The sequence below is a fragment of the Turicibacter faecis genome, assembly GCF_037076425.1.
GTDB lineage: Bacteria > Bacillota_I > Bacilli_A > MOL361 > Turicibacteraceae > Turicibacter > Turicibacter faecis.
Genome location: NZ_AP028127.1, coordinates 1,325,056 through 1,338,454 on the forward strand (window position 1 = coordinate 1,325,056; position 13,399 = coordinate 1,338,454).

12 protein-coding genes are annotated in these 13,399 nt (G+C 36.7%); 2 read left to right on the forward strand and 10 right to left on the reverse strand.

What is annotated here, in order from left to right:
- Window positions 1-29: 29 nt before the first annotated feature.
- The 6 genes from prmA to trxA all read right to left on the reverse strand — a co-directional run bounded on the left by prmA (window position 30) and on the right by trxA (window position 6,294).
- Window positions 30-962 (reverse strand): 50S ribosomal protein L11 methyltransferase, encoded by a 933-nt coding sequence (prmA, locus tag AACH31_RS06305; RefSeq protein ID WP_161831732.1) that lies wholly within the window; start codon window positions 960-962, stop codon window positions 30-32.
- A 171-nt stretch (window positions 963-1,133) separates the two neighbouring features.
- Window positions 1,134-2,276, reverse strand: a complete 1,143-nt coding sequence (dnaJ, locus tag AACH31_RS06310; RefSeq protein ID WP_161831731.1) for a molecular chaperone DnaJ — start codon at window positions 2,274-2,276, stop codon at window positions 1,134-1,136.
- Window positions 2,277-2,362: 86 nt separating this feature from the next.
- Window positions 2,363-4,171, reverse strand: a complete 1,809-nt coding sequence (gene dnaK, locus AACH31_RS06315) for a molecular chaperone DnaK (protein ID WP_161831730.1) — start codon at window positions 4,169-4,171, stop codon at window positions 2,363-2,365.
- 25 nt (window positions 4,172-4,196) lie between these two features.
- A complete protein-coding gene (gene grpE, locus AACH31_RS06320) occupies window positions 4,197-4,754 on the reverse strand; it encodes a nucleotide exchange factor GrpE (RefSeq protein ID WP_161831729.1) in 558 nt (185 codons plus the stop codon).
- A gap of 12 nt (window positions 4,755-4,766) precedes the next feature.
- Window positions 4,767-5,798: a heat-inducible transcriptional repressor HrcA gene (gene hrcA, locus AACH31_RS06325; RefSeq protein ID WP_262950416.1), complete on the reverse strand. Its 1,032-nt coding sequence runs from the start codon at window positions 5,796-5,798 to the stop codon at window positions 4,767-4,769.
- Between the two features lie 181 nt (window positions 5,799-5,979).
- Window positions 5,980-6,294 carry a thioredoxin gene (trxA, locus tag AACH31_RS06330; protein ID WP_161831728.1) on the reverse strand — a complete coding sequence of 105 codons (315 nt, stop codon included), beginning with the start codon at window positions 6,292-6,294 and terminating at the stop codon, window positions 5,980-5,982.
- 299 nt (window positions 6,295-6,593) lie between these two features.
- Here trxA and AACH31_RS06335 point away from each other — a divergent pair, with 299 nt between their 5' ends.
- Window positions 6,594-7,034 (forward strand): GNAT family N-acetyltransferase, encoded by a 441-nt coding sequence (locus tag AACH31_RS06335; RefSeq protein ID WP_161831727.1) that lies wholly within the window; start codon window positions 6,594-6,596, stop codon window positions 7,032-7,034.
- A gap of 68 nt (window positions 7,035-7,102) precedes the next feature.
- Here the strand turns inward: AACH31_RS06335 and AACH31_RS06340 are convergent, their stop codons facing one another.
- Entirely contained in the window at window positions 7,103-9,448 is a 2,346-nt protein-coding gene (locus AACH31_RS06340) for an endonuclease MutS2 (protein WP_161831726.1), read from the reverse strand.
- 255 nt (window positions 9,449-9,703) lie between these two features.
- On the opposite strand from AACH31_RS06340, the gene rnhC reads away from it, so the two are divergent.
- A complete protein-coding gene (gene rnhC, locus AACH31_RS06345; protein ID WP_161831725.1) occupies window positions 9,704-10,615 on the forward strand; it encodes a ribonuclease HIII in 912 nt (303 codons plus the stop codon).
- Window positions 10,616-10,640: 25 nt separating this feature from the next.
- Here the strand turns inward: rnhC and AACH31_RS06350 are convergent, their stop codons facing one another.
- The 3 genes from AACH31_RS06350 to lspA form a co-directional block, all read right to left on the reverse strand.
- Window positions 10,641-11,918 carry a rhomboid family intramembrane serine protease gene (locus AACH31_RS06350; protein WP_161831724.1) on the reverse strand — a complete coding sequence of 426 codons (1,278 nt, stop codon included), beginning with the start codon at window positions 11,916-11,918 and terminating at the stop codon, window positions 10,641-10,643.
- 17 nt (window positions 11,919-11,935) lie between these two features.
- On the reverse strand, window positions 11,936-12,850 hold the full coding sequence (locus tag AACH31_RS06355) for an RluA family pseudouridine synthase (protein WP_161831723.1): 915 nt from the start codon (window positions 12,848-12,850) through the stop codon (window positions 11,936-11,938).
- Window positions 12,851-12,926: 76 nt separating this feature from the next.
- On the reverse strand, window positions 12,927-13,388 hold the full coding sequence (gene lspA / locus AACH31_RS06360; RefSeq protein ID WP_161831722.1) for a signal peptidase II: 462 nt from the start codon (window positions 13,386-13,388) through the stop codon (window positions 12,927-12,929).
- Window positions 13,389-13,399: the final 11 nt, after the last annotated feature.

The window sequence follows — 13,399 nt, forward strand, 5'->3', positions numbered from 1 at the left end:
CATCCTCCAACAGCTAATTTTTTATAATTTTAGGCTGATTGAGGCATAGCCACAATCGCTATCCAACCATTTTTTTCTTTAATTTGACAAATCTTAAATTGATGATGATTTAATGCTTCAACCACCAATTCCTTCTCATGTTCAACGATTCCCGAACAAATAAAAGGACGATTAGATGGTAAAACTTTTTTGACATCAGCTAACATTCCAATGATAATTGGCGCTAAGATATTAGCCACCATAAGCGTCGGTTTTTCATCTAGTGCATTTACACCATCAATTAAATTATTTTTTTCAACACATATATTTTGACAGTGATTTAATGCAACATTTTCTTTCGCTCGAATAACAGCCATCGCATCCAAATCCACCGCATACACTGATTTTGCACCTAATTTAGAAGCTGCAATCGCCAAAATTCCTGATCCGGTTCCAACATCTACGACCACTTGATTTTGATCAACATACTCTTCAATTAACTCTAAACAAAGCTGTGTAGTTTCGTGGGTTCCAGAACCAAAAGCCATACCTGGATCTAACATAATTTCAACTACATTAGGATCAGTTGTTGGTTCTAACCATGACGGTTTAATCACTAAACGCTCCGTAATTTCGATAGGTTGATAATGTTTTTTCCAACTATTGGCCCAGTCCTCCTCATCTAACTGACGAATTTGAAGGAGTTGTTGCGATTCATTTAAATTTAATAATTGCGTCCTTACATATTCTAATTGATGCTCGATATCAGGAGTTACGGCAAGATATCCCTTTATAACAACCCCTTCTTTCGGATAATCATCGGGATTAAGACGATAAATCTCACCAAATTGATCTTCATGCGCCTCTGTTAATGTATGAGAGTCCTCAACTAGAACCCCTTTTGAACCAGCTTCAATAAAAATATTGCTGACTAAATCGTAAGATTCATGACTCGTATGAAAACTTAATTCCAACCAGTTCATTACTTCACCTCTATTTCAAATTATTGAGCTAGTATCACTTACAATCATTTTATAACATTCTAGCCACTTTTTATATTTTTTTATTATATCATAAAATAATCTAAACATAAAATTTTGTCATTCATCGCTTAAAAAAGAGGTTGCAAGATCATTATCTCACAACCCCTTCACTTATTTAAAAGCTTTTTTTAATCGATCCCAAATTGACCCTGTTTTATCCTCTAACTGATCAAATTCATTCAATAGTTCTCTTTGACGATGATTTAATTTCTTTGGAACAACAAGTTTTACTTTAACGTAAAGATCACCTGTCATCTCACGGTTAATGTATTTAATTCCCTTATTACGTACCCTAAATTCTGTTCCTGGTTGTGTTCCTTCTGGAATTTTCAACGCGACCTTACCGTTTAAGGTTGGTACTTCAACCTCGGCACCTAGGGCTGCTTGAGAGAATGAAATTGGAATTTCACATCGAAGGTCATAGCCATCTCTGACAAAGAAGTCATGTGGTAAAACACGGAATGCAACATATAAATCTCCGCTTGGACCACCATTTCTACCTGCCTCTCCTTGACCACTTAGGCGAATTTGTTGTCCATCATCAATTCCCGCAGGAACCTTAACCTCAATTGTTTTTGTTTTATTGACTGTTCCACGTCCGTGACAAGCATCACAACGGTGTTTAATTTTCTTACCATCTCCGTGACAATCCGGACAAACACTTTGTGTTTGAACTCGTCCTAAAATAGTATTTTGGACTTCTGTTACACGTCCGCTACCGTTACATCTTGTACATGTTTCAATATCATCTTTTGAGCGAGCACCACTTCCACCACATTTTGTACACTCTTCTTCACGTGTCACTGAAATTTCTTTTGTTGCACCAAAGGCTGCCTCTTCAAAAGAAATAGTAATCGATTGTTGTAAATCATTTCCTCGTTGTGGAGCATTCGGATTTCGGCGGCCGGCTCCGCCACCAAATCCTCCGAAGCCTCCTCCAAACATACTTTCAAAAATATCCCCGATATCCTCGAAGCCTCCGGCTCCACCGAATCCGCCAAATCCTCCGAAGCCACCGGCTCCACCGAATCCTTCAGCTCCAGCGTGTCCAAATTGATCATAAGCCGCACGTTTTTGTTCGTCACTTAAAACATCATAGGCTTCCTGTACTTCTTTAAATTTTTCTTCCGCATTTTCCTCTTTCGAAACGTCCGGATGGTATTGTTTTGCCAATTTACGATATGCACGTTTAATTTCGATATCACTTGCCGTTTTTGAAACCCCAAGGATTTCATAATAATCACGTTTTGCCACGTCTTTACCCTCCTCTTCTTCTACTTTCCTAACTATATCATAAAAAAAGTCAAAGTCATAGTAGACTTTGACTTTTCACTTTTTTATTATACTTCTTTGTATTCAGCGTCTACAACTGAATCATCGCCTGAATTTCCTTCACCTTGTGCAGCCCCTGCAGCTTCTGCTGCTTTAGAATACACGCGAACTGCTAATTCTTGAGCAACTTTTTCAAGTTCTTCTTTTTTCGTTTTAATTTCATCCACATTACCTTCGCTTAATGCTTTTTGTAATGCTTCAACACCTGATTCAACATTAGCTTTTTCTTCAGCCGTTACTTCGTCACCTAATTCGCTAACTGATTTTTGTGCAGCAAAAATTAATTGCTCAGCTTCATTACGAATTTCAGCTTGCTCTTTACGTTTTGCATCCGCATCCGCATTTTCTTCTGCTTCACGAACCATACGATCGATTTCCTCGTCTGTTAATCCTGATCCCGAAGTAATAGTAATACGTTGTTCTTTTTGTGTTCCTAAATCTTTCGCTTTAACATTAACGATACCATTTGCATCAATATCAAATGTTACTTCAATTTGAGGAATTCCGCGAGGTGCCGCAGGGATATCACCTAATTGGAAGCGTCCTAATGTTTTATTATCGCTTGCCATTGGACGTTCACCTTGTAAAACGTGAATATCTACAGCTGGTTGGTTATCAGCAGCCGTTGAGAAAACTTGTGATTTTGAAGTTGGAATTGTTGTGTTACGTGGAATTAAGACAGTCATAACTTGTCCCATTGTTTCAATACCTAAAGATAATGGAGTTACGTCTAATAATAAGATGTCTTTAACGTCCCCTTGTAAGACTCCACCTTGGATTGCAGCTCCCATTGCAACAACTTCATCAGGATTTACCCCTTTATTTGGTTCTTTTCCTAATTCATTTTTAATTGCCGCTTGAACTGCAGGAATACGAGTTGATCCACCTACTAATAATACTTGATCTAAATCATTTGCTGTCATTTTTGCATCTTTTAATGCTTGGCGAACTGGTCCCATTGTACGTTCAACTAATGGAGCAGTCATTGCATCAAATTGCGCACGAGATAATGTTTTTTCTAAGTGTAATGGTCCTGTCGCATTCATAGAAATGAAAGGTAATGAAATTTGAACAGATGTTACACCTGATAAGTCTTTTTTAGCTTTTTCAGCCGCATCTTTTAAACGTTGCATCGCCATTTTATCCGCTGATAAATCAACACCTGTTTCAGATTTAAATTCTTTAACTAACCAATCAATGATTACTTGGTCGAAATCATCTCCACCTAAACGATTATCACCAGCCGTTGCTAAAACTTCGAATGTTCCATCTGCTAAGTCTAAGATAGAAACGTCAAATGTTCCTCCACCTAAATCGTAAACTAAGATAATTTGCTCTTTATCTGTTTTATCTAATCCATAAGCTAACGCAGCAGCTGTTGGTTCATTAATAATACGTTTTACATCTAAACCAGCAATACGTCCAGCATCTTTTGTCGCTTGACGTTCAGCATCGTTAAAATAAGCTGGTACAGTAATAACCGCTTCCGTTACTGGCTCTCCTAAATATGCCTCAGCCGTTGCTTTTAAGTTTTGTAAAATAATCGCTGAGATTTCTTGTGGTGTATATTCTTTACCTTCAATTGTCACTTTATGATTTGTACCCATATGACGTTTGATAGACATGATTGTATTTGGATTTGTAATTGCTTGACGTTTTGCTACGTCACCTACTTGACGTTCGTCACCTTTAAATGAAACAACAGATGGTGTTGTACGAGAACCTTCTGGATTCGCAATAACCTTAGCTTCTCCACCTTCCATTACAGAGACACATGAATTTGTTGTTCCTAAATCGATACCAATAATTTTACCCATAGAGATTCATCCTCCTAATCTATTTTTATTCGCTTACTTTCACCATCGACGGGCGAATCACGCGATCTTTTAACTTATATCCTTTTTGTAACTCTTGTAAAACAATACCTGAAGCTACACCTTCAACAGACTCCTGCATCACCGCTTGGTGAACAGTTGGATCGAAAGCCACACCTTCTGCTTCGATGACTTCAACGCCTTCTTGTTTTAACGCCTCTACAAGTTGAGCGTGAATCATCTTAAAGCCTGTTAAAAATGTTTTTGTACTTTCATCTTCAACGGTTGTCGCTAAAGCGCGCTCAAAGTTATCAATCGCTGGAATAATGCTTGTTACGATTGATTGGGAACGATACTTCATTTCACGTGTACGTTCTTCATTCATTCGACGTTTAAAGTTTTCAAGCTCAGCAGCATTTCTTAATAATTGATCTTTTAAATCTTCAATTTGTTGCTTTAAACTTTCTGTTTCCGAAACTTCTTCAACAACTTCTGTTGTCTCTTCATTTTCTTGACAACACGTTGATTCATTTTCTTCGATAGTTGTTTCGTCTAATTCCTCAACTGATTGGGCTTCCTTATTCAATCGTCCCACCTCCTATTTATATAAATCAGACATAATGCGAGCGACCTGTTCTAACAGAGGAATAATCTTGCGATATTCCATTCGAGTGGGTCCCAAAACGGCAATCTTACCAAATTCATAATCATTAATTTGATAAGGAACTGTAATGAGTGTACAATCCTCCATCGCCTTAATCTCATTTTCCTGTCCAATTTTGACCGTTAATTGGTGGCTATCTTCATCGGCCTCTATCACTTTAACAATTTCGTCGGCTTCTATCATATTAAATAAATGATAAGCTTTATCTAAATCGTTAAATTCGGGTTGCTTCAGTATATTTGATTTTCCACTTAAAATATAGTTATGTTGATTTAATGACTGAGTCAAAAGTTGTAACATGGCATACATAATCTCTTCCTTATAAGAAATGAAATCATGCAGTTGATTTTCAAAACTCTCAGTCAATTTTTCTTGAACCCGACCGATGTATTCACCGACTAATAATTCATCGAGCGCCTTAATAATAGTCTCCATTCGTGCAATGTCCATATCTTCAGGTAATGTAACTGTTCGGCTTTCAACATGCCCTTGATCCGTAATTAAAACAAATACCGCTTGGCGTGCAGAAATTGGAACAAACTGAATTTTTTTCACCCGACTGTAATCCCTAGAGGGACCAAGTAAAATAGACGTATAATTTGTTAAGCTTGATAGGAGACGCACCGCTTCTTTAATTGTGGTTTCGCGCTCAAATTGTTTTTGTTCTAACAATTGTTTAAATATTCCTACCTCTGGTGTCGTTTCTATTGGTTCTTGATTGATGATAAAATCTACATAATAACGATAACCCTTTTGACTAGGAACACGTCCACTTGATGTATGAGTTTTTTCAATAAATCCTAAATCCTCTAAATCAGCCATATCATTACGGATAGTAGCCGCGGAGAAATTCAAATCCTCCTTTTTAGAAAGGACCCTAGAACCAACAGGTTGTGCAGTCTGTATGAACTCTTCTACAATTGCCTTTAAAACTAATATCTGCCGTTCTGTTAGCAATGTAAACACCTCTTTTAGCACTCCTCATCATCAAGTGCTAATACAATTATATATCTTCCTATTAGCACTGTCAACAATTAAGTGCTAATTTTTTTATTTTCTATTTCATTTTATTCTTTTACCCTATCCCCTCTGTTTAAACATAAAAAAAGAGGCTACTTCTTCAGTATATCCTCTTTTTTCTTTTTTATTATTTATTTGTTTCAATTAATGATAATAATGAAGCTTTTGGTTGGAAACCTACCGTTTGTTGAATAGCTTGACCATCTTTAAACAAAATTAATGTTGGAATTGACATGACTTGATATTCTGCTGCCACTTCTTTACAATGATCAACGTTAACTTTTACAACCTTCGCTGTTTTTTCAACTTCCTGTGCTAATTCGTCTAAAACAGGAGCGATCATTTTACAAGGCCCACACCAATCGGCATAAAAATCAACTAATACTAATCCATCTGCAATTTCATTTGCAAATGACTCTTCTGTCGCATGAATAACTGACATCTATATTCCTCCTCTTATCTTTCTTTCTAAAATTAAGTATAACATATTCCCATGAAATTACAAATACCTTGCACTTTCTTTCCTATTATCTCACAATATTTTAAATCTATCCTCATTCATTAGATGAAATGTAAATCCTACAGCTTTAGATTGATATTGCTTCGCCTTCTCTTTAATTCTTTAATTTAAGATACAGGCAATGGTTCCTCACCCTCAAATACTTATCATTTTCTTCTATACTTGACAAGATTCCTCAGCGGTTTTTATAATAATTTTAATAAGTAAAAGGAGGAATACGTATGTTGACATTTACCGAAATAACACCCCAAGATATTAAGGAATTAGCCCAACTCTTTATTGAGACATTTAATAGTAGTCCATGGAATGAGCAATGGACGACGGAGACCGCCGAAAAAAGATTATCTCAAATGATTCATGTGGAATCCTTTTACGGTTTGAAAGCTTTTTTTGATGGGGAGCTATGCGGCTTAATTTTAGGTTGTATGGAACAGTACGATCATCATATTAATTTTTATCTACGAGAATTTTGCATTAAAAACTCTTTACAGGGGAAAGGAATTGGAACACTTATTTTAAAAACCTTTGAGGAAAAACTGATTCAAAATGATGTTAAAGAACTTTACTTATGTACAGCTAGAAACAGTACTGCTGAACTCTTTTATCACAAAAATAAATATGAGGAAGATAAAAAGTTGTTACTTCTCTCTAAGCAACTCTAATCCCGATTTTCTCTCGATCTTATTCAAAAAGCTGACTTCAACAATGGGTTGAAGTCAGCTTTTCATTTTTACTTTAACTCGACAACCGTCGCACCAGTTCCACCTTCACCAGCACCACCAAATCTGAATGAGGCCACATGTTTATTTTGTTTTAAATATTTATGAACACCTTGACGGAGAGCCCCTGTTCCGTGCCCATGGATAATTGTCACCGTTTGATATCCCGCTAACAATACTTCATCCATATATTTATCTAAACGTAACATGGCGTCTTCATAACGTTCACCTCGTAAGTCAAGTTGAATCCCTATGTCTGTTCGACGCTTATGAATCATTTTACCTTTAGCCGTATCCTTTTTCTTTACAGATTTACGTAAATACTCTAGGTCATCCGCCTTAATATTTACCTTCATCATGCCAAGCTGAACCATCCATTCTCCATTTTTAGTTTGTTCAATTAATTCCCCTTGACGATTGAGTGAAAGTACCATAACTTCATCTCCCGGCTTCAATGGAGCCTTGTTACGGGCCTTACGTTTAAACTGCTCGGCTTGCTTTGCCTCTGAGGCCTTTAAAGCAGTTAACTTCTCTGTTAATTCATGATCCTTTATCGTCAAGTCTGCCGCCTTTTTGGCTTGGCGTAAATCAGCGACAATTTGTTCTGCCTCTTCCTTAGCCTGGCGAATATTTTCAAATGCCTCTTTTTTTATTTGCTCTAATAATTTTTCTCGCTCCGCCTCAAATTTAGCAATTTTTCGCTCATAGTCTAAGCGCATTTGTTCAACTTCCTGATTTTGCTGTTGAAGACCTTGAATTTCTCGATCAAGTTCTAATCCTCGATCCTCTAACTTAGTAATTAAATCCGTTAACTCTGTCTTAGTTGTTTCAACTCGCGTACGAGCTGCCTCTAAAATTGCCTCTTTTAAGCCAAGACGTTTGGAAATCTCAAAGGCATTTGAACGTCCCGGAACGCCAACTAACAGACGATAGGTAGGTGATAAAGTTTCAATATCAAATTCAACAGAAGCATTAATTACATCATCACATTCATAAGCATAAGCCTTCAACTCAGGATAATGGGACGTTGCAATAGTCCTTGCTCCTCTGACCTTTACATAGTCTAAAATAGAAATGGCTAGCGAGGCCCCCTCTTTCGGATCTGTTCCCGCTCCTAATTCGTCAAAAAGAATTAAGCTATTCACCGTCAAGCGCTCCATAATACGAACAATATTAGTCATATGAGAAGAAAAGGTTGATAAACTCTGTTCGATACTTTGTTCATCACCAATATCAGCAAAAACATGGTCAAAAATAGCTAACTGTGAAGAAGCATGCGCAGGAATCAAAAGTCCAGACTGCGCCATCAACGTCAGTAAACCTACCGTTTTTAATGTGACCGTTTTTCCTCCGGTATTAGGACCGGTAATCACAATTGTTGTGTATTCATCACCAATTTCAATGTCATTTGCGACCACTGTACGCGCATCAATCAACGGGTGTCTTGCCCCGACAAGACGTATAATCCCCTTTTGGTTCATCTTTGGACGTATTCCGTGAATAAGGCGGGCATATTTCCCCTTAGCAAACATAAAGTCAATTTCACTTAAAACGTCGACATTAACAGATAATTCGTCCACAAACTTTTTAACCTCTTCTGTTAATGCCCTTAAAATACGCTCAATTTCGCGACGTTCTTCCACATGGTATTCTTGTAACTTATTATTTAAATCCACCACTTCTTTTGGTTCAATAAAATACGTATTTCCCGAAGACGACTGATCATGTACGGTTCCACCAAATGTATTTTTAGCTTCCGCACGCACGGGAACAACGTATCGCTCATTTCGAATCGTTACAATTCCATCGGTTAATTTATTTCGACGTTCAGCCACAACCTGATTTAACTTCTCTTTAATTCGACTTTCCGTTGCTTGAATCGCTCGTCGGATGGTACGCAGCTCAGGTGAGGCGCTATCTAAAACGGATCCCGTTTCATCAATACAATCATTAATGGCTGATTGCAAACGATTTAGTGAGACTAGACTGTCTACCTGTGACATAAAAATTGGGGCCTCAACTTTTATATCTGTTAACCGATCCGAAAACGCCTTAAGTTGAGAAACGGCATATAATAGTCGGCTAATACTTAAAAGTTCGTTTGCACTCAGTAACGCCGAAATTTTAGCTCGTTTAATCGGTTCCGTAATATCACTTACACCCCCGAGCGGAGCCTCACCCAATGCTAAAATAATCTTTAATGCTTCATCTGATTGATTTAACGTATACTCTACCTGCTTCTCATCTGTAGAGGGCATTAATAAAGCTACCCGCTTTAATCCTAGTGATGACGCACATAATGATTCAACTGTCTGTTTAATTTTATGAAATTCTAATATTTGAATGGCTTGTTTCATTCATCTCACTCCAACTGCCTAAAAAATGCAAATATATTATCGATGTTATTTTATCACAAATTTACCTAAAAACCTAGCCATGTCTATTGATGACATCCACTCATTAAAAATATATAATCTCTTTTATTATTTCACTTCATTGAAATTTTTATTCCCGGCCCTGCGTCCCTTACGGAAAAAGATTATATTTTCATAGGAAACATCTCCTTTTTCTGTTAAAATCATACTAGACACTGAAGAAAGGCAGGAAAGACTATGGCCACTATTACATTAACTGTTTCTCAAGAAAAATTAGAAAAAATGTACCTGCATTATAGCAAACATATCGTTAAAATTCCTAACCATACACTATTCCAAGCAAAAACGGCAAACTGTACAATTACAGCCTATCTAAGTAAAAAAGTAGTTTTTCAAGGAAAATCACCTGAAGTAGAAGCTAAACAATGGGGATCTTCTGCTCAATCAACTCCTAAAACAACGATATCACACTCACAACTTCCCGAACAAATCGCAACAATGAGTGCCGTCGGATGCGATGAAGTTGGCACAGGCGATTATTTTGGACCATTAGTCGTTTGTTGTGCCTACGTCCCGCAGGATCAAATAAAAAAACTTCAAGACATGGGAGTTAAAGATTCTAAAGCATTAAAAGATAGCGAAATTTTGCACCTTGCCAAACAAATCGAACCCTATATTAAACACCAGGTTCTTATTCTACCTAATCAAAAATATAACGAGATGATAGACCGGGGAATGAATGCAAATTCAATTAAAGCTTTTTTACACAATCAAGCTTTACTGAAACTTACCGCTTCGCTTAACCCCTACCCAGAGTATTTAATTATGGATGAATTTGTTAATGAAAGAAAGTATTTTGAATACTTAACCCAACTGCCTAAACAATCTCCTATCATTAAAGATCACCTGTATTTTATACAAAAAGGTGAATCTGTTCATATAGCCGTAGCAGCAGCATCTATTTTAGCACGCGCCTCATTTGTCAAATATATGTCCATTATGAGTAAAAAATTAAACTTTGAGTTACCTAAAGGTGCTGGAGATCCAGTTGATGTAGCAGGACGTCGACTTATCCAACAACTCAATACGCAACAGTTTAAGGACCTAACAAAATGGCACTTTGCTAACACAAAAAAAATTATAAAATAAAAAAAGTTCGCGATGCGAACTTTTTTTATTGAACCCATTCATTTGGATCAAGTTTTAAACGCTGTTTAAACACTTCTAACTTTTCTATTTGGTGGGTTTGATAATAATAGGCCATAACACTACGGTTATAAGTACTATAATCTGTTTGACTTGTTAAATAGGCCCCACGGTTAAAAAGCCCCGTGATTAAAATAAGTAAGGTTGCTCCAGCTAAAAATGTACGTGAGATATAATACGACTGTTTGGGCACACCTAAAATACTTGCGATTAAAAAGCCTCCTAAAAAACCTCCTAAGTGTCCATAAACATCAATACCCGGCTCAATTATGATCCAAAAAATTGAAAAGATTAAAATAGGAAACACTAATGTGCGAACAAAGTGCATAAATATTTTTCGCTGTTCTAGCCCTAAAAATAAAATCGCTCCTAATAACCCATAGGCAACGGTAGAGGCACCAATAGATAACCCTTCTACAAAGGCATAACTACACAAATTACCAAAAATAGCGGAGCCAATCATTAATATAATCATTCGCCACCACCCAAAAACGTGCTCTACCATCCGTCCAAATTGATAAATAAATACCACGTTAAATAGAAGATGCATTAAATCAAAATGTAAAAAGGATGGCGTTAATAACCGATAATAATCCCCCGATAATATGAGCGGATTATATTTTGCCCCATAATTAATAGCAATTGGAACGAGCCATTCCTTTATCGGTTGAAGATGTAAAAAAAGGAAGACCGCTGTTAAAACGATTAAAAATGTATACGTGACGATTGCCCGTGATTGAAACATTAACATGTTCTTGACATGAAGTGCCTTCTCTTTTGTCGACTCATGCATCTGAGCCATGACCTGTGCCATGGGTTGCTCAAGCTCAGCAGATTGCAAATGAGAAAAAAGTTGCTGCAACTCGACATTTTTTTTAAAGTCACTCGCTTCATTAATATCAATTACCTTTAAATAATGGCGATCATCATTTAATAAATGGGGGCGTGTAGGATTAATATTAAGAATAAGAACATTTAATCGTCCCATTAAATAACGACGACGAAGGCGAGCACGTATCACATGCACCTGTTTAAAAAGTTGTGTTGTTTGTTCTTCATTAAACATACTCCGCTGATTAAGATAAATGAGTTGTACCGTTGGATGCGATAAATTTTCTAACCAAACATCTCGCTCATTTCCAACATACACATAACCTTCCTCTGACATTAAATAATGGACGATGTTCATCGCTAATTCACTTTGAATTTCTATCCGAATTTCTTTCATCACACCTCGATTTGTCATCTCATCATCACCCGTACCTATCCTAATTTTTCAAGGCTCTCAAGAGCTTCTTCAAAATAGGAAGGCAGTTCAGCCGAAAACTCTAAGTACTTTCCGGTTTTAGGATGATCAAAACCTAAAACTGCTGCGTGTAAAAATTGACCCCATTCACTACTAATTGTTTTACGTGGTCCGTATTGTGGATCTCCAGCTAAAGGATAACCGATATATTTCATATGAACACGGATTTGATGCGTGCGTCCAGTCTCTAAACGGCATTCAATTAAGGTAAAATTTTTGAAGCGACGTAACACTTTAAAGTGAGTAACTGCATGCTTTCCACCTTCGATTACCGTCATTTTTTTTCGATCCTTTGGATCTCGGCCAATCGGGGCATCAACCGTCCCATTATCATGAGGAATTTCGCCATGAACAAGGGCAATATACCGACGAGTTACTGTTTTTTCCACTAACTGATTAACAAGCGATTCATGCGCAAGGTCATTTTTTGCCACCATGAGTAAACCTGATGTATCTTTATCAATACGATGCACAATTCCTGGACGTAAAACCCCATTTATTCCTGATAAATTTTTTGCTTGAGCCATTAATCCATTTACAAGTGTTCCACTCATACTTCCTGGAGCAGGATGAACAACCATACCTGATGGTTTGTTCACTACCATTACATAGTCGTCTTCATAGACAATATCTAAATCCATGTCTTCTGGAACAACATCCAACGCTTCTGGTTCGGGAATAGTTAGATGGATTTGATCATTCAAACGGCATTTATAGTTTGCTTTTTCCACTTTTTCATTGATCAGGACTTTTTTATCCTTAATTAATTGTTGAATATACGAGCGGGATAAATCGCTAAATAATTCACTTAATACTTTATCTAGTCGAACACCTACTAACTCCTCTGGTACGATTACTAATTCTTGGTCCATAAATTGCACGTCCTTTCCATAAAGCAAAACTACCCTTTATAACCTCCCCGTTTATCTTTTCATATCATTTTTAATGTTATCCGCGTTTTTTAACATCTAAAACAGCATCAATTCCCATTAATAAAACACCTATACACAAGGCACTATCGGCAATATTAAAGATAGGAAAATCATACCCAAAAATATAAACATTAATAAAATCGGTGACTTGCTGATAAAGCACACGATCAATTAAATTTCCTAGGGCTCCCCCTAAAATTAACGATAACGCAATTAAAAGCAATTTTTCTTTTTTAACATCTAACTTTTTAATCCATAGAACAACCATTGTGACGACTAAAACTGTAACGACATAGAAGAAAATCATTTTACCTTGTAATATTCCCCAAGCAGCCCCCTGGTTACGGTGCGACGTCAAATATAAAAAATGATCAATTAATGGGATAGATTGACCAATTGTCATATATTTCATCACTAAAAATTTAGATAATTGGTCAATAATTAGTGAGGAAACAACGATAAAAAAAGAAAGCCACATTTATTTCACTA

Excerpts from the sequence above, each read along its gene's own strand:
- lspA (WP_161831722.1), bottom strand. The coding sequence starts at position 13,388 with ATGTGGCTTTCTTTTTTTATCGTTGTTTCCTCACTAATTATTGACCAA.
- AACH31_RS06335 (WP_161831727.1), top strand. The coding sequence starts at position 6,594 with ATGTTGACATTTACCGAAATAACACCCCAAGATATTAAGGAATTAGCC.
- AACH31_RS06340 (WP_161831726.1), bottom strand. The coding sequence starts at position 9,448 with ATGAAACAAGCCATTCAAATATTAGAATTTCATAAAATTAAACAGACA.
- rnhC (WP_161831725.1), top strand. The coding sequence starts at position 9,704 with ATGGCCACTATTACATTAACTGTTTCTCAAGAAAAATTAGAAAAAATG.
- trxA (WP_161831728.1), bottom strand. The coding sequence starts at position 6,294 with ATGTCAGTTATTCATGCGACAGAAGAGTCATTTGCAAATGAAATTGCA.
- AACH31_RS06355 (WP_161831723.1), bottom strand. The coding sequence starts at position 12,850 with ATGGACCAAGAATTAGTAATCGTACCAGAGGAGTTAGTAGGTGTTCGA.
- dnaK (WP_161831730.1), bottom strand. The coding sequence starts at position 4,171 with ATGGGTAAAATTATTGGTATCGATTTAGGAACAACAAATTCATGTGTC.
- AACH31_RS06350 (WP_161831724.1), bottom strand. The coding sequence starts at position 11,918 with ATGACAAATCGAGGTGTGATGAAAGAAATTCGGATAGAAATTCAAAGT.
- prmA (WP_161831732.1), bottom strand. The coding sequence starts at position 962 with ATGAACTGGTTGGAATTAAGTTTTCATACGAGTCATGAATCTTACGAT.